We start from the raw sequence: 21,290 nt of genomic DNA, 5'->3' as shown, positions 1-21,290 counted from the left end.
TATCGTTCGACACCACGCGGCAGTCCCATCGACGAGTACTCAATCTCCGCAAGGCCACGGTCCGCCCTCCTCCTGCTCACAGCTTCGCCCGTTCGCGTTCGCGCAATTCACGTCGCATGATCTTGCCTGTGGTCGTCGTCGGCAGGCTGTCAACGAACTCGATGGCGCGCGGGTATTCGTGGCGCGCGAGCCGCGTCTTGACGAACTCGCAGATCTCATGCTCTAGCGCCTCGCTCGGCTGCTGACCTTCGGTCAGCACCAGGAAAGCCTTGATGCTTTCTGTGCGCACCGGGTCGGGCACGCCGATCACCGCAGCAAGGCGCACCGCCGGATGCCGCAGCAGCGCCTCCTCGATCTCGCCAGGGCCGATGCGGTAACCCGCCGAGGTGATGACATCGTCAGCGCGGCCCCGATACCAGAAGTAGCCGTCCTCATCGCGCTGGCCCAGGTCGCCGGTCAGCAGCCAGTCACCCACGAACTTATCTTTCGTGGCCTGCGGGTTGTTCCAGTACTCCAGCAGCATGACTGGATCGGGCCGCCGGAACGCGATATGGCCCACCTCGCTCGCAGGCAAAGGGTGGCCCTCGTCATCTACCACCGCACCGATATGACCGGGAATCGGCCGGCCAAGCGAGCCGGGCTTCGGTTGCATCAGGCTCGCGTTGTGACCGAGTACAAGATTGCACTCGGTCTGACCGAACGCCTCATTGATACGAACGTGCAGCGCCTGTTGCGTCCACTCGATGATCTCCGCACCCACCGCCTCACCGCCCGAAATCAGCGAACGCAGATTGAGATTGAAGCGCCCCAGATTTGGCACCTGCTTCATCAACCGGAGCGTCGTCGGCACTAACAGCGCATTCCTCAGTTGGTGTTTAGCCTTGATCGCCCCTTGAATGTCTGTGATCTCTGACTCGCGCCCGATCAAGCTGGTGGTCGCTGGACGTAGGTTTCCTGGGGTCGTGTCCAACGCCCTCAGTGGCGGAAACTCTGTGCGGAGACCCTCAGCTTGTAGTTGGAAGACCCCGACCGGCATCGGCACATCCCGTAGCCGTCGCGGCCCCAGATCAAGCAGGTCTAATCCACTGAGCAGACCCGCCGTCGACTCGGCTACTAAGACTTGACCACCGTGTCCGGCAGCCATCACTCTCGCGGCCCGGTTCAGGACAGCGCCGAAGTAATCACCGTTGCGTAACTCGGCCTCGCCGGTGGCCAGCCCCATCCGCACCGGCAACTCCAGCGCCCGTTGAGCGGCAACTGCTGCATCCGCTGCTGACCTCGGCGAGGCGAAGGCGGCGCACACACCATCACCAGTGTGCTTGAACAGGAAACCACCGTGCGCTTCGATCACGGAGCGCAGCACCTCACCGTGGTCGGCGAGAGCCGCACGCATCGAGTCAGCGTCGGCCTCCCACCGACGGGTCGAACCCTCCACGTCGGTGAACAGAAAGGTGACCACCCCTGCGGGCGGGTCCCCCGCAGACACGGGCACAGAATGTCACACGGATAGCATTCCTATTTCGGACATGAACGAATGATCCGCGAACCGGATCATTTGCCTCGTTGAACCGCATTGCCGGGGCTATGGTTCGCCGATGAAATCGGCGTTCATCACCGGTGCTGCGACCGGAATCGGCGAGGCACTTGCGGTGCGATTGCTCCGTGCAGGCTGGCAGGTTTTCGCGGGGTATCGCAAGAGTCCACCTGATCAAACGCGGTGGTTCGGCATGGCCAATGTCATCCCGGTGCCCTGCGACGTAACCGACTCCGAACAGGTGCAGATGGCAGCAAGGACCGTCAATGACCATACCGGCGGTCGGCTAGACCTCTTGATCAACAATGCTGGGTACTCGTCGCGGGAAGGAGTGATCGAAGCGGCGAACATGGCCGAGTACCGCCGGGCTTTTGAGGTCAACTTCTGGGGGCCGGTACAAGTGGTGCAGGCGATGATGCCGATGCTGCGCCAAAGCAAGGGACGCATCATCAACACCACATCAGCGTCGGTTTACATGACCATCCCCATGGCCTCGGCCTACCCGGCAGCCAAAGCCGCGCTCGGTGTCTTCACCCAGCATCTCCGCATGGAGCTAGCACCCTTTGAAATCGAGGTCACCAACCTTGTACCCAGTGGCGTCGACACCCCAATGGTCGACACCAGCCCGGAGACCGCCGCGCAATTCTGGGAGCTGATCCAGAACCATTACGACAGCAGTACCGTCAGCATTTCCTCGATGGTGCCACGGCGATCGGCGACAACTTCAAGTTAGAACCGCCGGATGTCTTTGCCGAGGCCGTGTGGAAGAAGATCATCTGCGCCAAGCACCTGAAACTTACCTACGTGATCGGACCGCGCAGTGCTGCCTTCCTGCCGTGGCTACATCGCCTGCTTCCCGCCCAACAGGTACAGAACATATGGCGGCGCATGTTCACCGTGAAACCGCGTGCGAAAGCGGATGTACTGAAATGATCTCGCGGTCACGAACCCGCTTGAACACCATAGTTGCTGGGACCGCCCCGCTCACATCACGGACAGACGCCGAAGATCTGCACCGGAGCCGACTTCCCCTTCAGCGCATGCAATCCCCGGCCCCGGAGTCTGGGAGGTCGAGCAGTCAGGGCATCGGCGCACTGCTGTGTCACGAGGATCGTGTCGCCGGTGGTCTTGGTGAGCTGCTCGACACGGGCCGCGACGTTGACGGTGTCGCCGATCAGGGTGAACTCCAGCTTGCCTGCGCCGCCGATAGTGCCCGCGATCACCACACCCGTGTTGATCCCAATACCGATCCGTAACTCACCGTTGAAGCGCTCTTCGACGCGACGCTGAATCAGCACGGCGGCGTTCAGTGCCGCATCAGCATGGTCTGCAAGCTCATTGGGAGCGCCGAAGACCGCCAGCGCGCCATCACCGAGGAACTTGTTGACATGCCCGCCCGCATCGACGACGGCAGGTACCACAATCTCGAACAAGGCGTTGAGCCGGGCGACCACATCCTCGGCAGGGTTCCACTCCGCGAACGGGGTGAAGTCGCGGATGTCGACGAACATCACCGTCACTTCACGGCGCTCGCCGGTGAAGACATCGTCCCCTTGCTCTAGTAGGCGGGTTGCAAGTGTGGCGTCCACGTAGGTGCCGAAGGCGGCTTGAAGTCGTTCCCGCTCAGCCAAACCGGCCTGCATACGGTTGAAAGATGCTGCCAGCGCGCCGAGGTCGTCGTCTTGAACCACCGGCAGGCGTTGGCTGTAGTCACCGGCGGCGACGCGCTCGGTCCCCTGGGCGAGGTCGCGAATCGATTGCAGGAAGGGCGAATACGCAAAGCCAATGGTGTTGGCAAGCCCGAGGGTAAGCGTCACCGCGCCAGCGATGACAACGGCCAGCACCGGAAACTGACCGCCCCTATCAATCACACCGCTCAACAACGCTCCGCCGAGGGTGAACACGAACACCGAGCACAGTAGCGACAGCTCCAGCCACGCGGCGAAACTCGGGCGCGTCCGGGGAAGGGAGTCGCCGATCCCGGTGTCCCCGGCCAGCGCGGCCCTGGCCGGTCGCAACGCGCCTTGCATAAAGATGTGGGCACCCAACAGCGGCATCACAAGTCCTAGCGCCAAGCCCAAGATCGCGTATTGGACGAGCCGCGACCCGCTCGCGTGCGCGATCACGCCGACCGCCACCAAAAGCAGGGCGTCCCACACCGGCATGAACCCCAACCCTCGAACAACCGCCGCGCGAGCCCAGGTGTATGTGTCTTGCAGCGCTGCCGCCCGGTCGACCTCACAGCCAGCCGCCCAGCGTTGGGTAAGGCGGCATCGACGGCCGCCGGGAAGAACCAGCACGTAATTCTGCACCACCACCGCGACAGCAGTGACGGCGGCCGCGTGCAGGTAATGAGTTGACTTCTCGAAAGCAACAACGACAAACGAGGGCAGCAGGTAGGCCGCCATCGACGAGGGGAACAAGACCCCGCACATCACCCACGAGTATCTCGGCCCGTACCGATCCCACGCCCACTGCCAGATGCGATCCATGCCCGGATTAGACGTCGTCCACGCTCGACCCGCAGGAAAAAGGCAGAACCGCAGATGCGCTGTCGTGGTCTCGAACGCGACGTTCGGTGTCACCGATGATGAGTAGCGTCACCAAGGTGCCGTCGACGACGGCGTCATTGGAGGACTTCCGCAGTGTTGTCCTGCGCGGGCGCAATGTGGCCTCGTTCAAGTTCGCCCTGGCGAAGTCCATGCTGTCGTTGGCCGAGTCGGGCGCGACGTCGGCGTCGCTGGAGGAATCGGCGGTCCCGTTCAGCCGTGAGTTGTGCGCCCACATCCAGCGCGAGGACACACAGTCCACCTCTGCCACAAGCCGGTTTCTCGATGCGTGCCGTCACTTCAACGCGGGCATCATCACCCACGAGGAAGTGGTGACCACAACTGCGCTGCTCGGCTTCGAGAACGTCATCGACGCCTTCCACGTGGTCGGCACCGGCGATGAAGAGACTCGGTTTTTCCACGACGAGCGCAAGCAGTCGCTGCGCGGCATCCGCTTCACCGACGAGTTGCTCGCCCTAGCCTCCAACACAGACGCGAAGCAGCCGCTGGAGGCCGAGGCTGAATCCCGCTGGCGGCTGGTGGAGAGCACCTGTGCGTGTGCGTGATCTCGAAGACGTCGTCGCCACAGCCAAAGAACAGTTACACAGCCTAGGGTTGTTCATCCGGTCTCTCGTGGGCGTATACCTCAGACTGCCCTGGAGGCCTTCTTCCGTTACTTCCTAGCCCAGCCAATAGCAAACCCTTCCCCCTCAGAAGAGAAACCTAGCTTCGGGGCGATTACGAACGCACCGCTTGACCACGGAGCATTCCCTCTAACAGAGCACGAGAGTAGATATCCATGACCGAATCGGTCCGCCCGAAAAGGGCTTCGTTCAAATACTCAACGATGTTCGTCGGCACGTTGGCCGTGGTAGCGGGTGCCCTGGCGTTTGCGGCCCCGGTGTCGGCCAAGCCGAACACCGGCCCGTCTTGGGACATCGAGGCCTACGACAACTGCGTACGCCGCGAGGTCCCACAACCCCGGCCCGGCTGGTGGCCCGAGCTGGGAGTACTACTTCCGGGCGCTCGCGACGTGCTGCCTTGAATCCGGCGGAGTCTGGCAGCCCATAAACAGCGGCCCCGAGGGTAATGGGAAGTGCGTGGCACCCTCGGGCACCTCGCAGGGACCGCCAGCGGTCGGTGGACACGACCTGACCGCTCTACCCCAGGTATCGGTGAACCCGCCACCACGCCCGATTCGAGTTCCATCGACACCGCCTCCGCGTCGGCTGTAAGCCAAGCGCCTGGCCTGATGGCGAACGGCTGATCAGCCGTCGTCCTGGCGATCACGGGGGCACGGTCGCACATCCCCTAACCAAAGGGACAATGCGTGACCGCGCGTGGCGGCTCGCGGCCCTATCCCGAGGGCGTAGTTCGGGGGTAGGGTCGGCACCTTCGCGCTGATCGACTCTTGATGAAAACTTGCCGATGTCGTGGGGCTATGTACGGGAGTTGTCGACGGGGCGGAGTCAATGAACCTGTTACGGGTTCAGATGATGAGATCAACCGAATCGGTTTTGCGTTCGCATCGCCGGGCGCGCCTGACTTTTGCAGGAAGCTGCCGCCGGTAGGTGGCTACATATGACCGGTGTCGGGCGCGCCTGGTTCGCGCGCGAAAGGACGTGTTTCGTTTGGCCACCGTAGGAATCGATGCGCACAAGCGCAGCCACACCTTCGTAGCAATAGATGAGTCAGGACGCAAGATCGGCCAGAAGGTTTCGGACACGAACAGTCTCGGACATCTGGCGGCGATTCGGTGGGCGCGCAGCAGGTTTGGACCTGACACAGTCTGGGCCGTTGAAGACTGCCGTAACGTGTCGAGGCTCCTAGAAGAGGATCTGCTAGCCGCCGGTTACCGGGTCGTAGCGTCAGTGCGAGCACGCAAGTTATGTCGGTAGCCATCGATAAAGTGTTGGTATGCCCAGGGTTCCGCCACATCCTCCAAATGAGTGTGTGTTGGTTGATCCCTTCGGTAAGCCGCACAACAATGGCGTCGGGCACCCAAAATTGCACACGAGGGTGCCGATCGAAGGTGCGGGTGTCGTCCACGTAGTTACCGATCTCCACACCGCCGAAAGTGAAGTGGTGTTGTGGCGATATGTGGGTGAAACGGCCACACAATGTGCGCACCTATCGAGCTGCTCCAGCGACCCGGAATCGGCGCATGACATGCATATGTACTTCAGTGACCTGGAGACGCTGAGCCTTCTGGTGAGGGGGCTGCTCTACGTCGTCTACCTCAAGGACGATGATTACATGGTGCGCAAGCACCAAGAATTGTTCGGAACCGCAATGTCATGGTGAGGTTGCCGACACTAGCCGCGATGGACCGCACCGCGCGGGCTGATCACGCTGTAGTCACCGCAGATTGGGCCGCTGCCTTTGACGAGGTCCGCAGGCCCTTCGAGTCATTGTTGACGAGTCACGTTCTTATCGACCCAATCTCATCGGGTCATCTGCACCAAGCGTAGAACCGCTCGGCGATCCGACTAGCAGACAACAGATGCGGAGCACCAGCCGCATTCTGCCGCCGGAGCGGTTCGATGCCTTCGGAGGCCAGGCTGGCCAGATGGAAGCCGAGTTCGGCGGCCAGCTCGGCGCGCGTCGCCGATCGGAGTCGCTGGAGGCCATCTGATCACCTTCCCTCAGGCGACAGTTCATTACGGGCGGCAATCTGCGTCCCTCGTCGAGCACCGGCAGCTGACGGCCTCCTGCAGCCACCCCTCCAGGAAGGGCCTCAGGCACGACATCGCGGACGGTACGGCGGTGTCGTGTTGTCGCCGAGCCGAGCCGCGCGAGAATTGATTACGGTGCGCTGCAACGGGCGAGACCCGCCCGGCCCAGACCCTGTGGCCAGGGGTCCACTGGCAGGTACTTCATGTGCACAGGCCACTTCATATCCCTGCTGTTCAGCAGGTTAGATCCCAACGCAACAATCAACCGTAAGCGCCTGGACGACGTACTTCAGTGTCACCCTTTTGGTTCTGTCTACAGGTCGACTGACGTTTGCACTCGGGATCGACGTCCCTTTCCAGGCGCGCTACGCGCCGACCCGTCGGAGGCCGAACTGCGCGCCCAGTATTCCACCGTTGGCGCGACCGGCTGAGTGCAGTGGCCCAGCGACCTACGCGATACGCGGCGAGTCCGACCCCGGTGGTTCGTGCCCACATTTTGTCCACATTTTGGCGACTTCTTGGGGTATCCAGAGGTATCAGCAGATAGCTATCTTCCCAGTTGAGATGCTATTTCGACGTCCCCACCAGGTAGCTGCGCAGAACCACGACTTCTTCTCCGGCTCGGGTTCGAGCTATGTGATCGGCAAGGCCGTCGTGACCGAAGACGAGGACTGGGACTTCTAAGCCGCAGCTCAAGGTTCCAACCCTGGTTGGGGTCGTCGGTTGGGGCCGTCGCCTCGCTCTGTTCTGCCGGCGCGATTCTGGTGCTGTTCACCATCGTTTGGTGGTACGGCGACCACGGGCGTACCAAACTGGCTACTGATGTTCGTCATGATGCTCGCCGTCTCGGTGCTGGCCGGTTTCCACGCAGCACGCCGCATCCTCTGGGCGTCCGAAGCGTGATACGCGTTCGACAATCGTTTGAAACCGGACTGCGTCCGTGGAGCTGTTCGGCTGTCGTGACCGAACAAGAGCGCTGAGGCTTCCAGTTCTTACAGCACCGGCCCCTTCGGGAAACGCGCCCGTCAGGGTGAAGCGCGAGTTTGCCGAAACCGTCGAATCGGGTCCGCCGACGTGAAAACATCCCGCTGAACGTTTCGCTCGCATGGAGGATCACATGGTTCGACACTTCGGCGCCTTCTTCGCGGCGTTGTCGATGTTGCTCGCGTCGCCCCTTGCATCGCGGGCAGCGGCTGACGTCGGCCAGCTCGTCGTGGTCGGAGGGGGAATGGTTCGCTGCCTGGTGAGTGCGGACGACGTCAAGCGCGGCGGCGGGCCGATAGTGGTATGTCAGCGTGTGGACGGCCAACCATGGGGTCAGGCGCCGTGGGAGACGTCGAAATTCAATAACCGGCTCAACCTCGCGGTCGTGCGCGGCACCGGCGAAATGTACTGGGAGAGGGGTGTCGTCCCTGCCGCCAACGAAGCCACCGGCGGAGATGTCGCCGTCGACGTAGGGCAGATTCACCGCGTCGACGGGTGGACCATTCAAGGCGAGAATCTACGGACGCGCTTCACTTATGACGCCACCGGTCACGGGATGTTCATCAACGGTGCTGACGTCCGTCAGTTCTGATCGGCCACCAGGTGTGCAGGCGAGAACCAGACGCATCGTGACTCCGTGTCGATGATGAAGCGGTACCGCGCATTCCTGGCCAAATCTCGCGGTCGTACGCGGCACCGGCGAGTTCTATTGGGACCGAGGGCTGATCGCCGAACCGACCACCCCGCCCGTGACGGTGGACTCCGGTACGTAGCAAACCAACGGATGGACCGTTCAGCCGGAGCAGGGCTACCGCACATGCATCATGAACGATGCGAGCCGCGACGGCTTCTTCATCAACGATGCCTCGGTCCGCGGCTTCTAAGGGGCGCTATTCCGGAGGCACCGGGATCGTCGCCGACACAGTGGTGCCCTGACCCGGCCTGCTGGTGACGGCGAGCTGCCCGGACAACGCTTCGACTCGGTCGCGCAACCCGACCAACCCCGAGCCTTCGCCGGGCGTCGCTCCGCCGTCGCCGTCGTCGCTGACCGAGAGCCGCACCTCTCCGTCCCCCCGCCTCGCGGACACGGTCACCAGTTCCGCGTTCGCATGTTTCGCGGCGTTGGTAAGACACTCGGCGACAACGTAATACGCGGCCACCTCGACCGACTCGGGCAACCTGCCCTCGACATCGATGTCCAGTTCCACCGGGACGGGGGAGCGGCGGGCCAACGTCCTGACCGCCGGGCCGAGCCCGCCCTTTGACAGGATCGCCGGATGGAGACCACGCGAAAGTTCCTGCAGATCGGAGTACAGCCCGCCGAGGCCGGCGACGACGTTGGACAGCTGCGGGCGCAGTTCGTCGTCTTCGGGAACCGACGCCTCGATCGCCCGTAGTTCCAGGCTCAGCGACACAATCCGCTGCTGGGCTCCGTCGTGCAGATCACGTTCGAACCCCCTGCGCGCCTGGTCGGCCGCCGCCACGATGCGCGCCCGCGACGCGGTGAGTTCCGCGCGGGTCTCGGCGTTGGCGATCGCCGTGCACACCAGATCGGCGAAGTCGCAGATGTGCGCCTCGGTGTCCGCCGGTATCGCGTGGGGCCGAGCCGCCGACACGATGAGCGCACCGCGCACCTCATCGCTGACGATCAGCGGGGCACCGACGGCGGAACGCGTGCCGAGACCCTGCAGGCGCGCGGCGATTTCACCGGTCGCGATCGAGTAGTCGTCGATGCGTGCAGGCTCCGCCGTCTTGCGGATCCGGGCGCTGATGCTGTCCCCGTCCAGCGAAAAGCGTTCGCCCTCAGACAAACCCGGGCGGTCACCGCGGTTGCGCGCCGCGAGCACCACACATCCGTCTTCGTGTGTGAAGAGCAGCAGCGTGGCGTGCTCGACGTCGAGACTCTCGGCCAATTCGTCGACGGCGGCGCGGTATACCTCCACGGGTTCGGCACCGCGGGCGACCAGCGTGGCGACCCGGCGCAGCGCCGCCTGCTGCGCGGCCAGCGCCGCTGCCTCTCGACCGCGCTGCTCGGCCTCGGCGGTCCGCAGCCGCGCCTGCCCTGCAAGCACATTCGCCAGGAGTGCCAGCGTGAGGAAGATGATGATCGAGGGTGCGAGGGTCCCGTGCCCCTCGAGGTGGAAATACGCGTAGACCACCGTGCTCACCAGTGAGGTGGCGACCGCGAGCCCGAAACCCCAACCCGCCGACACCACGAGCACGCCCAACAGCAGGATCGCACCGAACGCGTTCTCCGGTGCGATCCGCTTCAGCCCGTACACCAGCAGGATCTCGGCAACGAGGAAAGACGCCGCGACGACGATGCCCAGACCGAGCGGACGCGCGGTGGGCCGGACGAAAGCCGCGAGCAGGCGGTTCGGCAGCGATTGCCGGGTCACCGGCCGATGGTAATGCGCGCCATGGTGTGAATCTTTCCGGTTAGCGGGAATGCCAGAAGCCGACCGTCCTGCCAGCCTGGTAGGTATGCACGTCGAGGAGGTTCGCCATGCGCTGTTTGATCGTCGATGACAGCGCCGGATTCCGCGATGCCGCCCGTGTGATGCTCGAGCGCGGCGGCATCTCTGTCGTCGGCACCGCGTGTGACGGCGCAGGGGCCGTGCGCCAGGGCAGGCAGCTGCGGCCCGATGTTGCGCTCGTCGACGTCGATCTGGGAGCCGAGAGCGGATTCGACATCGCCCGAGAGCTGACCGAACAGGTCGCCGACACCGCGGTCATCCTCATCTCCACCCACGACGAACAGGATTTCGCCGATCTGATCGCCGCCAGCCCCGCGCGCGGCTTCCTGCCGAAGCTTGCGCTCTCACCCGCCGCTATCCGGAACATGTTGTCGTCAGCGTGATTCGAGGTACATGATCACGGCGCGAACGCGCCGGTGATCGTCACCCGTCTCGGGCAGGTTCAGCTTGGTCAGGATGCTGCGCACATGCTTTTCGACGGTGCCCTCGGTGACCCACAGGCGACGTCCGATCCCGGCGTTCGACAGGCCCTCGGCCATCAACGTGAGGACCTCGCGTTCACGGGTGCTCAGCGCGGCCAGCGGATCGTCGCGGCGCCGGGCATCGACGAGTTCGGCCACCAACGCCGGGTCGACCACCGATGCGCCGTTGGCGACTCGCTCCAGGGTGTCGACGAAGTCGTCGACATCGGTGACGCGGGATTTCAACAGATATCCGATGCCGCGGCCGCCGGCCAGCAGTTCGGTCGCATGGTCGACGTCGATGTGCGCCGACAGCACGACGACCGCGGTGTCCGGCGATTCTTCACGGATGACCCGCGCGGCGTCGAGGCCTTCAGTGCTGTTCGTCGGGGGCATGCGAATGTCGGTCAGCACCAATTGCGGACGCTGTTCACGCACCAGATCGAGCAGTTCGGATGCGTCGCCGGCCTGGCCGCTGACCTCGAAGTCGGACCGCTGAAGCAGGCTGGCCACGCCTTCGCGCAGCAGTACATCGTCGTCGGCGATGACGACCCGGAGTGCGCACATCTGCAGGATTCTCGCACCGATCGGCGCACATCGCCCGGCTCGGGCGCGCTTTTGGGGGGTACCGGGTAGGGCGGGGCCCGCAGTTCCGGCGGCGAAGATTGTGGCCAGTGTTGAGGACACGACCGCCGATCGGGACGAGAGTGAACCCATCACCAACCCGGATCGACAGGAGCGCCATGACCGCAACGAGCGCAGGGAGCACCATGTGGTGGCCAACGTCACCGTCGCTCATGAGCTGGCCGGCTGGTGTTGGTCACTGGCCACGCTGGAGTAGTCGCGGCGCACTAAAACTTGATCGTGCTGGTCGGCCAGCGGCGAGTTAGGCGAACTGGATCTGTGTTACAGCTATGAGCCACAACGAGACTCACTGAACTCGCAAGAGTCCTACAAGTTTCGCGATAGCAAGCGGAACCTAGTCATTGCGAATTTGCCGCTTGTCCGAGTGCGCCTAGTACGCCCAGCGCCATGAATGCCCACAAGACAAGCGCGGCAAGCAGGACGTAGCGCAGAATCAGCTGCGCCTGTGGTATCGGATGCTGCATCCATGACTCATAGCCGAACTCGTTGATCGCGAGCGTGTAGAGCGGTGGCTTCTTGAAGGTGAGATAGAACCACCAAGGCAAGTACAAGCCACACGTAAAAAAGGAAACCATCGCGCGCATCACGATCACTGCTGGGTGCCAGAGCCAGTTCCCGTAGGCAACCACGGCCCAGGTAGTGCCCCATTGCTTAACAAAGGGACCGGTGCGCCGTGATGTTACGGAGCTGGTGGCGCTGACTGGGTTTACCATTCCGCCCACGTTCGTCACGTAACCGGTGGTGTTGATCTGTGTGGCCGTTCCCTGCTGGCTGATGACCTTAGTGTCGATGACTTGACGCAATATCTGGCTGCGCTCAACCTCTGAAAGGACGCGCGGCGCTGTCATGACCGACTTCTGCTGCTGTTGCCCGATGCGGTACATGCGGGACCGCTGTATGCCGCGAGAGGTGCCAGGACTGCGGTGGCCGCTGCCACGACGATTCGTCTCTTCATGGGCCGCCCCCTAACGCCGCCGCTCGCTGCGCTTTACTTTCATGTCGATCATCCCCCTACCGCGCGCTGCGACGGCGTTTTCGCAAAAAAGTTCTCGACGATGTGCAATCTGTGAAGTTGCTGAAAGATTTCTGTAAGCATCTCGTGCCGGACCAGCGTCGACTCGGCTGGAGGTACAACCGCCGCGCACGGATTGCGTTGGGAGGCCCACGGTACGGCTACTGCGAAGTCGAATCCGGCGCTAGCCGCATCCGGTTGCCCCGCTGGGAGCGGCCGATGCGGCGTGTGCGCCGCGCGGCTCCCAGCTGTCGATCCGCCCGAGCCGCTCGTGTCGGCATCTCCGATCAGACTTCGCGGAGCGACGTCGCGTCGGGTGTAGTGAATCACTACACCGCTAACGAAAACCAATGCGACACCGGCCATGCGCAGCGGCGGTACCGGCTCGGTAACAAGCAGCACCCGAAGCACAAGCCGAAGGAGAAGGAGCCGACGACGCCGAACAAGTCGCTGCCCCGCTGCAACGCGCCTCCCCGAGGCGCAATGTCATATCCTCCAGCCTTAAACCCTCGCTAATAGCGACGAGTCCGCGGCGTACGCCGACGCGGTGGCGCGTCAGCACAGTGGGATCGAGTGGTGTGGCTGCCTGAGGTGGCGTCCGATGTGCTGGCACGCCTGAGCGCCGACGACGCACACGAGTAATGCGGTCCAAGCCTTTGCGGTCAACCCAGAAGTGTTTTGCTCAAAACCATGTGCACCACGCCATACAGAGCGATAGTTGATGTAGTTCGTTAGTCACCGCAGGATCGCAGGCCGCCCATGAAGGTCCACCGACTTCCCGGACAACCTCCCGCGACCGCACTCGAGGCATCCGCGGACAGGAGCGTCGACCCATGACGAATCCCTATCAAGCAGGTTGGTACGACGACCCGTACGATGCCAACGCGCAGCGTTTCTGGGACGGCCGAAACTGGACTCCTCACCAGCAACTTAAGACAACCCCGTCGATGGGGCAGCCCGCGCGGCCCTGGCCCGCGCCCATGCCGACTCCTGGGCCGCCCGCGCAACCGCTGCAGATGCCCCCCGGGTCCCCTGCCCCGGCGACGCCAGGCCCGTGGGAGCGGATCCGGCCTCATGTTAACCAGGCGCGGGACGACGGCCGTCAGTTCTGGTCACACCAGTCTCGGCAACGAAAGATCATATGGGCCTCAGCGGGCGCAGCCGCTGCCGTCGCCGCCGCCATAGTCTTTGTTGTTGCTCTTGGCTCGCTAGGCATCTTCGGCTTCGGGACGTCTGCCGGGAAGTCAACTGAAGCGTTCTGCGCCGAACTCAACTCGCTGTGGGACGGAGGGGTACGGCAAGCCCACACTGACGTGGTGGCTGAAGTATTCTCCGCCCATCAAGCCGGGTCAGAACCTTCGATCAACACGAAAGGCCTAGCGCAGACTGCGAAGAACGCCCAACAGCTGGCTGACGACGCCCCTCCAGCAGTAAAACCGGACTTGACCCTGATAGCCGAAGAACTATCCGCGGTTGCCGCTGGAAACATAGCCTCCGTAACTCCAGGCGGCGATGAGACGGTCATCGTGGGGTGGCAGGCGTATCACTGCAACGCCTTAACCGGTGACTCATGAGCTGGCACGGTGGCTAGCGCCCGCACCTCGCCGCGCTTCATCGTGGTGACTCCGTGATCGCCATGCATCCGACGCTTTAGAAGCCTCATGAATTAGATGGCACCTAATTTCCCCGGGCCAGCTTTTACGTTAGTTCACAGTGCGTGGCTGTGGATCCGCCGGTTCCCAACAGAGGGCCGCCTTCGCCCGCGATTCGCTGGTGTAGCACCATCACCGGCGTGGTGGGGATCAACGCGGGGACGCTGGCGTCACGTCAAGACGGGCACCCGCCAAGCCAACGCCGCGCTGCACCGAGTCGCCCAAACACAGATACGAGGAATGGAACAGCCCGCGAGTACCACCGCAAGCGCATCGAGGCCGGAGAGCCGCCCATGCCTGTAAAACCCAGTGACGCAACCTGTTTCGATCAACCGCATCCAAAGCTGCCCCTGATAGGGCAAAGCGTCGTCCCGCCTGCGGGCCCACTGGGCTTTTGCGGCTGCGGCTGGATCACCGGCGTTATCGGAATTTGCACAGGACCCGGTTGGCCAACTCCTGGGATCAGTACGGGATTCAAGTCGTTTCCGGCGACTTGATCTCCGGGAGTAACCTGATCACTGGGCGGATCTGCACACTGCATATTGGTCCCTCGGCCGACGAATCGGTCACATGCCTGTGCCGGGCCAGCCGCAAGCGTGCCTACCGTCATCATGGAGACAAAGGACGCAGCCGCGGCCGCTGTCGCCAGAATTTTCATCGTCCCGCCGCCCGACTGTCGTCGCAGATAGCTTTCTCGTACGCCGACCCGACCACACACGGGTCACCCGGAGTGCAGCCAGACGCATCAGTGCAATAGTTCTGATTTTGCTCTGCAGTCAAACATTGCTGATAGATCGACGGAAACTGGGCCATCGACTGCGGACACAACGGTCCCGCCTGAGCTACAGGTGCGAGCACTGCAAATGGAGCGATGGTGAAAGCGGCGGTCGCCGCAAGTCCAATTACCCTCATTGGCACTTCTTTCATCGGGCAGCGACACGGTTGCGGGGGGCACTGTGGTCAGTATCACATTTTCTAAGTTGGCGAATCTATACTCGGCACAATTCTCTGGTTTGCCGTGTGGTGAGCAGGTCTAACGAAATATGTTGCCAGCAGCAAGTTTTCAGGATTCTCACAGGTATTGCCCAGTCGATCCGATTTCGCAGAAACCGACGAACCGTGTCGCAAGAGTCGTGGACATTCATAGGGATTTGCGAAGCTCGAAAGATAAAGATGGAACACCCTCAGCTGGTGAGTTGAGATTGCGTCTTGATCCGGCAGCTACCGACTGGAGCAGAGGTCGCGTACCGGGCGTCCGGGCATACACTCAGCCAGCCATCTTTGGAAGGCGTCCGCCGATGCGCCAACAAGATTCGATGCCGCGGCTCGAACGGCTCCCTACGGCATCCCTCGTGGACGGGTTTCAGACACGACCTCTGAGACCTGCGGTGGTGTGCTGACGCCGCCCAGCAGTGGAGCCGCCTGAGAATCGACACCGACGCACCATAACGGCTCAGCTTGGCGGGATCGCGCCCGCTACAGGCAGGTTCTGCGGTTTGTCGCCTGTGTGTCTCGCCGGAAGTTCATCATTGGCCAGATAGAGCGTGTGTGTCCCGAAGTGGTCAGAGAAGCGGAGCTGGCGAATCCCCCCCACCGAGCAGAGCAGCGGTATGCAGCGGGGGCAAGCCTTTGCCCACGACGGAGTGTGGGCTGGGCTCGGCAACTCCGGTAAGGGACGCCAACGGCATGGGGGCGATGTATCCGTCTACCACCTATACGTTCACTCCATGTGGCCCGGACTGCACCCGCCTCGTTATCGGGGCCGGAACGCCTGTGGAGCTGCAGCTGCGAAACAACGTGTGGACGGGAACCTGGGTATCGGGATCCGGCATCTCGTGCACAGAATCGGTTAACAGCGATGCCGCCTTTACGAGCCGGAATTGTGACGGCCAGCTCCTGGCCCATCAGTTGACAAAGGCTTAGGGGAAGAAGATGGAAATTACCCGTGGACTGGCTGTCGGAATCGTCGTGACTGGCGCAGCGATCGGACTGGCAGGTCCAGCGTCGGCAGAACCTCCCAGCGGCTCTTACACCGCCACCGTGACAACCGGTAATCCGGCCATTGACTTGAACGTCGGCGATACCGTACCCCTCATTTTCACGCCGTGCGGAGCGGACTGCACTCATCTTCAACTTGGGGCGATCGAAGCCTTCCAAAGTGATCTGCACTGGCAAGGCGACACATGGATTGGAACCCGTACCACAGAAACGGGTGACCATGTCTGCACATACTCCATGAACAGCGACATTTCGGTCCTGACCAGTGATTGCCCAGGATATCGCTCGGCGATCGTCTACGGGCTGACCAAGAACGGCTGAGATTCAACCGCTCGCCTGTACCCGGCGAACGTTTCCGATCGGTCCTCGAATGCTGATATCGCTGCTATGCGCACGCAGCTACCGGGCTGTTGACGCGTGCGAGGTAGATGCGGCAACCAGCCTCTCAGCGGTGCCCGCAGGAACGCCTAGAGCGACAACTGCGACTCGAGTGGATTGCCTTCATATAAAGCGAACACTCGCACTGCTTCCGACTTGCCTTTCACGGCATGCAGCCCGCGGTCGAGGAGTTCCGCCGGCCGTGAAGTGAGGGCGTCGACGCACTGATGGGTGAGAAGGATCGTGTCGCCCGTAGTCTTGGTGAGTTGCTCTAAGCGGGCGGCGACGTTGACGGCATCACCGATCAAGGTGAACTCCAGCTTGCCTCCGCCGCCGATGGTGCCCGCAATCACCGCCCCCGTGTTGATTCCGATGCCGATACGAAGCTCGCCACCGAACCGCTCGGCCACCAGGCGGTGGATCTGTATAGCGGCGCTCAGGGCCGCGTCGGCATGTTGCTTGAGGTTATTAGGAGCGCCGAAGACGGCCAAAGCGCCATCACCGAGGAATTTGTTGACATGTCCACCGGCTTGGACGACGGCGGGGACAACGATCTCAAACAATGCGTTGAGGCGGGCGACGGTGTCCTCGGCGGTGTTCGCCTCGGCGAACGGCGTGAAGTCGCGGATATCGACGAACATCACCGTTACTTCACGGCGCTCCCCGGTGAACACATCGTCGCCCTGCTCAAGCAGCCGTGACGCCAAAGATGGATCAACATAGGTGCCGAATGCAGCCTGAAGGCGTTGCCGCTCAGCCAAACCCGCCTGCATACGGTTGAACGACGCTGCAAGAGCACCGAGGTCGTCGTCTTGAACGACCGGAAGACGTTGGCTGTAGTCACCGGCCGCCACACGTTTCGTTCCTTCAGCGAGGTCGCGGATCGGTCGTTGGATCGGCGAGAACGCAGAGCCCACGGTGACCGGCACTGCGAAACCGAGCGTGAGTGCAGTCGCGATCACCACGGAAAGTAAGGGCATCTGAGGTGCTTCGAATACGGACGCAAGCATCGCTGCCCAGACCGAGAACAGGAACACTGCTGCCAGCAAGGTCACGGTCGACCACGTACCGAAAGTCGGCCGAGGGCGCGGCAGGGAGTCACCGATCTTTGTGTCACCGATTATCGCGACCCTTGCCGGCCGCAGCGCAGCTTCCACGAAGTTGTGTACAGCGGGCAGGATGGTGGCAGTTCCGAAGACAACCCCAAGGATCCCGTACTGCACGATCCGCGTCGCGCTCGCCCCGGCGATTGTGCCGACTAGTACGAGGACTATGGCCTGGAACGCTGCGTTCGCTACTATCGCCCGGCCGATCGCCGTCCGAGCCCAGGTGTAGGTGGCTTCGAGCGCCCTCATCCGGTCGACCTCGCGGCCGGATGCCCACTGCTCCAGACGTTTTGCTTGGCCGGACCCCGGAAGAACCATCACATACATCAGCACCAGCACGCCTACAACCGTGACGGCAGCGCACTCCAGGTAGCGCCCGGACCGCTCCAGAGCGACAACAATGAGCGACATGAGGAGATAGGTCTGAAGCATTGCAGGAAACGAGATCGCGTAGATCACCCATGAGTATTTCGCGCCGTACCGATCCCACGCGGACTGCCAGATGCGTTCCATGCCGGGAGGTTAAGACTTCCGCCCGTGACCTGCAGTCAAAGGGTGAAAAGGTGCAGTGGCGACAGGCGCCAATCGCGATCCGAACAACGGTTCAAGTCGGGTCCTGGTGCGAGCTATGTGATCGGCAAGACGTCGTGACCGAAGACGAAGACCAGGACTACCAGCGCTCGGACGAAAGAGCCCGAGTTCGCCGAAACCGGCATTTCGGAACCGTCGACGTGAAAGCATGTCCCGCAAACGGATTGCGCACGCGGAGGCTCACATGGTTCGGCAGGTTGTCGTCGTGGTTGCGGCATTGTCAGTCTCGCTAGCGTCACCTCTTGCGCCGCCGGCGGCGGCCGACGTCGGACGGCTCGTGGTGGTCGGCGGAGGCACGGTTCGCTGCCTAGTGAGTGCCGACGACGTGAAGCGCGGCGGTGGACCGATGGTGGTATGTCAGCGCGTCGACGGCCAACCATGGGGTCAGGCTCCGTGGGAAACGTCGAAGTTCAACAACCGGCTCAACCTCGCGGTAGTGCGTGGCACCGGGGAGATGTATTGGGAGCGGGGTGCGGTCCCTGCCCCGAACGACGCCCCCGCCGGAGACACCGTCCTGGACGCCGGACAGACATATCGCGTCGACGGCTGGACCATTCAAGACGAGGACCTACGGACCCGCTTCACTTATGACGCCACCGGTCACGGGCTTTTCATCAACGGCGCGGATGTTCGTCAGTTCTGATCGGCGGCACGGCGTCTGCGAAGCGGATGACTACGAGCGCAGCGACTCGGTGTCGATCACGAAGCGGTAGCGCACATCGCTGGCGAGCACCCGCTCGTAGGCCTCGTTGATGTAATCGGGTGCAATGACCTCGATTTCGGGCCGTACGCCATGCTCGGCGCAGAAGTCGAGCATCTCCTGGGTCTCGGCGATACCGCCGATCAGCGAGCCCGCGATGCGGCGCCGCCCGGCGATGAGCGCGCCGGCGGGTACCGACATGGGATGCTCCGGCATACCCAGTTCCACCAGAGTGCCGTCGAGTGCGAGCAATCCGAGATAGCTGCCCAGATCGAGATTGGCCGAAACGGTGTTGAGGATCAGGTCGAACGAACCCTTCAGTGCGGCAAACGTCTCCGGGTCGGAGGTGGCGTAGTACTCGTCGGCACCCAGACGCAGGCCGTCCTCCATCTTCTTCAGCGATTGGCTTAGCACCGTCACGTGCGCACCCATCGCGTGGGCGAGCTTGACGCCCATGTGGCCCAGCCCTCCGAGGCCGACGACCGCGACTCGGGTTCCCGGACCCGCGTTCCAATGGCGCAGAGGCGAATACAGCGTGATACCGGCGCAGAGCAACGGCGCCGCGGCGTCCAGCGCAAGGCTGTCAGGGATGCGGAGCACGTAGTTCTCGTCCACCACGATCGCGCCGCTGTAGCCGCCCTGCGTCGGCTCGCCGTCACGGCCCACGGCGTTGTAGGTGCCGACCATGCCTCTGGCGCAGTACTGTTCCTCGCCCGCGCGGCACTGTGCGCATTCGCGGCAGGAATCGACGAAACAACCGACGCCGACGCGATCGCCGACCGTGAACCCGGTGACCTCCGAGCCGACCTCGGTGACGATGCCGGCGATCTCGTGCCCGGGCACGATCGGATACCTCGCGCGGCCCCATTCGTCGCGGACGGTGTGGATGTCGGAGTGACAGATGCCCGCGAAATGGATGTCGAACGCCACGTCGTGCGGCCCGACGTCGCGGCGGGTGATGGTGGTTCTGGTCAATGGTTCGGACGCCGACGGCGCGGCATATGCGGCAACAGTGCTCATTACGACCCTCTTTTCGTTCAAACGGCTATCGAGAAAAAGCCGTCGCTGACGGCGCGACTGACCCCAAGGTCAACGAGGCGGCCGGCTCCCATGATTCCGGGGCGAGCTGTGAGCTTGCTCCTAGAGACCTGCGGCCCGGAATGCGCCGTTGAACGACGCCCGCTCGTAACGGGCGACACCGGCGGAGGTGTACGGGTCGCGGTCGACGATGTCCTGCGCCTGCTCGGCGTCCATGTCGCCGGTGATCAGGATGGCGCCGGACTCGTCTTCCAGTCGGCCCGCCAGTACGATCCGGCCTGCGCTGACCTCGTCCTTGAGCCATTCGAGGTGGGCGGGCCGGGTCTGATTGACGACCTCAGGCGGTTGCAGATAGGTCGATTTCAGGACGTGGAACACGGTGTCAACGCTAATTGATCGGCGCGTTGAGCCATCGCAGGTCGTCGAGTATGCCGCGTGCGGCGACGATGCCCTCCCCGGTCTGCCACACCTCGTTGTTGACCGCAAACACCCGATCGTCGCGCGTGGCGCCCAGCTTCTTCCACGCGTCGCTCTCGAGCACCTCGGGTGCGCGGTCCCGTGCGGCGGGTGAATCGAAGGACAGGTAGACGATGTCGCCGTCGGCGATGGACAGGTCGGGATTGTCGGCGAGGTCGGTGTCGCTGATCCCCACCTCGATGTAGGGCTTGTCGGTAAAGCGTTGTGTCACAGGGCGATCGACACCGACATCGGAGAGCACGCTGCCGGGGAAGGTGTCGGCGCCGTAGACGCGCATCGTGGAGTCGGTGAACTGCACGACCGACGCCTGAAAGTGTGCGGCGTCGTTGTCGGCGCCGGTCTTGTCTGCGGCCCTGTGGAACCCGTCGACCAGGCCGTTCGCGGCGTCGTGGCGTCCGGTCGCGGCTCCCACCGTGCGCAGGTTGTCCTGCCACGCCGCGCCCGGCGCCCCTGTGAACACCGTCGGCGCGATTTCGGAGAGCGCGCCGAACGCTTCGGGCGTCAGCGCCTGTGAACCGAGGATCAGTTCGGGGTTGGTGGCGCGGATGGCGTCGAGGTCGGGTTCGCTGCGGGTGCCGACGCCCGGTACGTCGTGGATGACGCGGCCCAGGTACGACGGCTGGCTGTCCGAGCCGTCCGGCAGCGCGGCCCCGACCACCCGCGACTGCAGGCCCAGCGCGCACAGTGCGTCGAGCTGGTCGCCGGAGAGCACCACGATGCGCTGCGGGTCATCGCGCACCTGCGTTTCGCCCGCGGCGTGGCGCACCATCCGCTCGGGTGGGCCCGGGTCCACCGGCGTCGGTTCGGCCGCGCACGATTCGTCGGGCCGACGCTGATTGCCCAGCACACCCGCGTTCGCGATCCTCGTCGTACTGGTGACGATCGTCTCGGCTGGCGCGGTGTCGGACGCCTCGTCGCCGGGGGAGCCGCACCCACTCACCAGGGTCAGGCCGACGGCGGTCGCCAGCGCGGCCAGGCCCATCGTCCTGGTGGCCACGAGCGCCCTCCGCGAA

The 21,290-nt window shown here is 63.3% G+C and carries 23 protein-coding genes and 2 pseudogenes; 15 read left to right on the top strand and 10 right to left on the bottom strand.

The features are described 5' to 3' along the window. Positions 1-76 precede the first annotated feature (76 nt). Entirely contained in the window at positions 77-868 is a 792-nt protein-coding gene (locus A5650_RS27700) for an AMP-binding enzyme (RefSeq protein ID WP_286150383.1), read from the bottom strand. Further along, a pseudogene (locus tag A5650_RS27695) lies at positions 866-1,492 on the bottom strand (adenylate/guanylate cyclase domain-containing protein); the annotation flags it as partial. The pseudogene A5650_RS27695 and the gene A5650_RS27700, both read right to left, overlap by 3 nt. 103 nt (positions 1,493-1,595) lie before the next feature. On the opposite strand from A5650_RS27695, the gene A5650_RS17125 reads away from it, so the two are divergent. Both A5650_RS17125 and A5650_RS26895 read left to right on the top strand, forming a co-directional pair. Next, positions 1,596-2,267 (top strand): SDR family NAD(P)-dependent oxidoreductase, encoded by a 672-nt coding sequence (locus tag A5650_RS17125; RefSeq protein WP_067293914.1) that lies wholly within the window; start codon positions 1,596-1,598, stop codon positions 2,265-2,267. Between the two features lie 26 nt (positions 2,268-2,293). Next, positions 2,294-2,467 (top strand): hypothetical protein, encoded by a 174-nt coding sequence (locus A5650_RS26895; protein WP_156744174.1) that lies wholly within the window; start codon positions 2,294-2,296, stop codon positions 2,465-2,467. Between the two features lie 56 nt (positions 2,468-2,523). Here A5650_RS26895 and A5650_RS17120 read toward each other — a convergent pair whose 3' ends face one another. Further along, entirely contained in the window at positions 2,524-4,026 is a 1,503-nt protein-coding gene (locus tag A5650_RS17120; RefSeq protein ID WP_067293912.1) for an adenylate/guanylate cyclase domain-containing protein, read from the bottom strand. Positions 4,027-4,121: 95 nt separating this feature from the next. On the opposite strand from A5650_RS17120, the gene A5650_RS17115 reads away from it, so the two are divergent. From A5650_RS17115 to A5650_RS17105, 7 genes and pseudogenes are all read left to right on the top strand, one after another. Continuing rightward, entirely contained in the window at positions 4,122-4,649 is a 528-nt protein-coding gene (locus A5650_RS17115; RefSeq protein ID WP_231992641.1) for a hypothetical protein, read from the top strand. 233 nt (positions 4,650-4,882) lie between these two features. Then, entirely contained in the window at positions 4,883-5,128 is a 246-nt protein-coding gene (locus A5650_RS17110) for a hypothetical protein (RefSeq protein WP_156744173.1), read from the top strand. A 526-nt stretch (positions 5,129-5,654) separates the two neighbouring features. Further along, entirely contained in the window at positions 5,655-5,981 is a 327-nt protein-coding gene (locus tag A5650_RS27620) for an IS110 family transposase (protein ID WP_156744172.1), read from the top strand. Positions 5,982-6,039: 58 nt separating this feature from the next. Beyond that, positions 6,040-6,387, top strand: coding sequence for a hypothetical protein (locus A5650_RS26885; RefSeq protein ID WP_156744171.1), 348 nt, complete (start codon positions 6,040-6,042; stop codon positions 6,385-6,387). Positions 6,388-6,586: 199 nt separating this feature from the next. Continuing rightward, positions 6,587-6,718 (top strand): hypothetical protein, encoded by a 132-nt coding sequence (locus A5650_RS27550; protein WP_286150382.1) that lies wholly within the window; start codon positions 6,587-6,589, stop codon positions 6,716-6,718. Between the two features lie 631 nt (positions 6,719-7,349). Beyond that, positions 7,350-7,442 (top strand): annotated as a pseudogene (locus A5650_RS27385) (hypothetical protein); the annotation flags it as partial. A gap of 433 nt (positions 7,443-7,875) precedes the next feature. Beyond that, positions 7,876-8,334: a hypothetical protein gene (locus tag A5650_RS17105; protein ID WP_067293995.1), complete on the top strand. Its 459-nt coding sequence runs from the start codon at positions 7,876-7,878 to the stop codon at positions 8,332-8,334. Positions 8,335-8,632: 298 nt separating this feature from the next. Here the strand turns inward: A5650_RS17105 and A5650_RS17100 are convergent, their stop codons facing one another. Beyond that, positions 8,633-10,141, bottom strand: coding sequence for a GAF domain-containing sensor histidine kinase (locus A5650_RS17100; RefSeq protein ID WP_156744170.1), 1,509 nt, complete (start codon positions 10,139-10,141; stop codon positions 8,633-8,635). A gap of 107 nt (positions 10,142-10,248) precedes the next feature. On the opposite strand from A5650_RS17100, the gene A5650_RS17095 reads away from it, so the two are divergent. Then, the gene (locus A5650_RS17095; protein ID WP_067293905.1) at positions 10,249-10,602 is read left to right on the top strand and encodes a response regulator; all 354 of its coding nucleotides are present in this window, start codon (positions 10,249-10,251) and stop codon (positions 10,600-10,602) included. On the opposite strand, the gene A5650_RS17090 is transcribed toward A5650_RS17095, so the two are convergent. After that, entirely contained in the window at positions 10,594-11,247 is a 654-nt protein-coding gene (locus A5650_RS17090) for a response regulator (protein ID WP_067293902.1), read from the bottom strand. The genes A5650_RS17095 and A5650_RS17090 overlap by 9 nt on opposite strands. Before the next feature lie 100 nt (positions 11,248-11,347). On the opposite strand from A5650_RS17090, the gene A5650_RS26880 reads away from it, so the two are divergent. Beyond that, complete coding sequence (locus A5650_RS26880; RefSeq protein ID WP_156744169.1) at positions 11,348-11,521, top strand: hypothetical protein; 174 nt, start codon at positions 11,348-11,350, stop codon at positions 11,519-11,521. A 142-nt stretch (positions 11,522-11,663) separates the two neighbouring features. On the opposite strand, the gene A5650_RS17085 is transcribed toward A5650_RS26880, so the two are convergent. After that, complete coding sequence (locus A5650_RS17085) at positions 11,664-12,209, bottom strand: hypothetical protein (protein WP_067293899.1); 546 nt, start codon at positions 12,207-12,209, stop codon at positions 11,664-11,666. 961 nt (positions 12,210-13,170) lie between these two features. Here A5650_RS17085 and A5650_RS27615 point away from each other — a divergent pair. From A5650_RS27615 to A5650_RS26870, 3 genes are all read left to right on the top strand, one after another. Continuing rightward, positions 13,171-13,911, top strand: coding sequence for a DUF2510 domain-containing protein (locus A5650_RS27615; RefSeq protein WP_156744168.1), 741 nt, complete (start codon positions 13,171-13,173; stop codon positions 13,909-13,911). Between the two features lie 96 nt (positions 13,912-14,007). Then, positions 14,008-14,292, top strand: a complete 285-nt coding sequence (locus A5650_RS27545) for a transposase (RefSeq protein WP_082950802.1) — start codon at positions 14,008-14,010, stop codon at positions 14,290-14,292. 1,629 nt (positions 14,293-15,921) lie between these two features. Further along, positions 15,922-16,308 (top strand): hypothetical protein, encoded by a 387-nt coding sequence (locus A5650_RS26870; protein WP_156744167.1) that lies wholly within the window; start codon positions 15,922-15,924, stop codon positions 16,306-16,308. Between the two features lie 146 nt (positions 16,309-16,454). Here A5650_RS26870 and A5650_RS17080 read toward each other — a convergent pair whose 3' ends face one another. Continuing rightward, positions 16,455-17,984 (bottom strand): adenylate/guanylate cyclase domain-containing protein, encoded by a 1,530-nt coding sequence (locus tag A5650_RS17080; RefSeq protein WP_067293896.1) that lies wholly within the window; start codon positions 17,982-17,984, stop codon positions 16,455-16,457. Between the two features lie 262 nt (positions 17,985-18,246). Between A5650_RS17080 and A5650_RS17075 the strand changes: the two genes are divergently transcribed. Continuing rightward, positions 18,247-18,705 carry a hypothetical protein gene (locus A5650_RS17075; protein ID WP_067293988.1) on the top strand — a complete coding sequence of 153 codons (459 nt, stop codon included), beginning with the start codon at positions 18,247-18,249 and terminating at the stop codon, positions 18,703-18,705. Between the two features lie 30 nt (positions 18,706-18,735). On the opposite strand, the gene A5650_RS17070 is transcribed toward A5650_RS17075, so the two are convergent. The 3 genes from A5650_RS17070 to A5650_RS17060 form a co-directional block, all read right to left on the bottom strand. Continuing rightward, positions 18,736-19,782 carry an NAD(P)-dependent alcohol dehydrogenase gene (locus A5650_RS17070; RefSeq protein WP_067293893.1) on the bottom strand — a complete coding sequence of 349 codons (1,047 nt, stop codon included), beginning with the start codon at positions 19,780-19,782 and terminating at the stop codon, positions 18,736-18,738. 120 nt (positions 19,783-19,902) lie between these two features. Continuing rightward, positions 19,903-20,178: a YciI family protein gene (locus A5650_RS17065; RefSeq protein WP_067293889.1), complete on the bottom strand. Its 276-nt coding sequence runs from the start codon at positions 20,176-20,178 to the stop codon at positions 19,903-19,905. 10 nt (positions 20,179-20,188) lie between these two features. After that, on the bottom strand, positions 20,189-21,259 hold the full coding sequence (locus A5650_RS17060; RefSeq protein ID WP_067293985.1) for an ABC transporter substrate-binding protein: 1,071 nt from the start codon (positions 21,257-21,259) through the stop codon (positions 20,189-20,191). Positions 21,260-21,290: the final 31 nt, after the last annotated feature.

The sequence above is a fragment of the Mycobacterium sp. 1164985.4 genome, from assembly GCF_001668575.1.
GTDB lineage: Bacteria > Actinomycetota > Actinomycetes > Mycobacteriales > Mycobacteriaceae > Mycobacterium.
The sequence above is the reverse complement of the archived record's forward strand: the minus strand, read 5'-3'. Positions and strand labels throughout refer to the sequence as shown.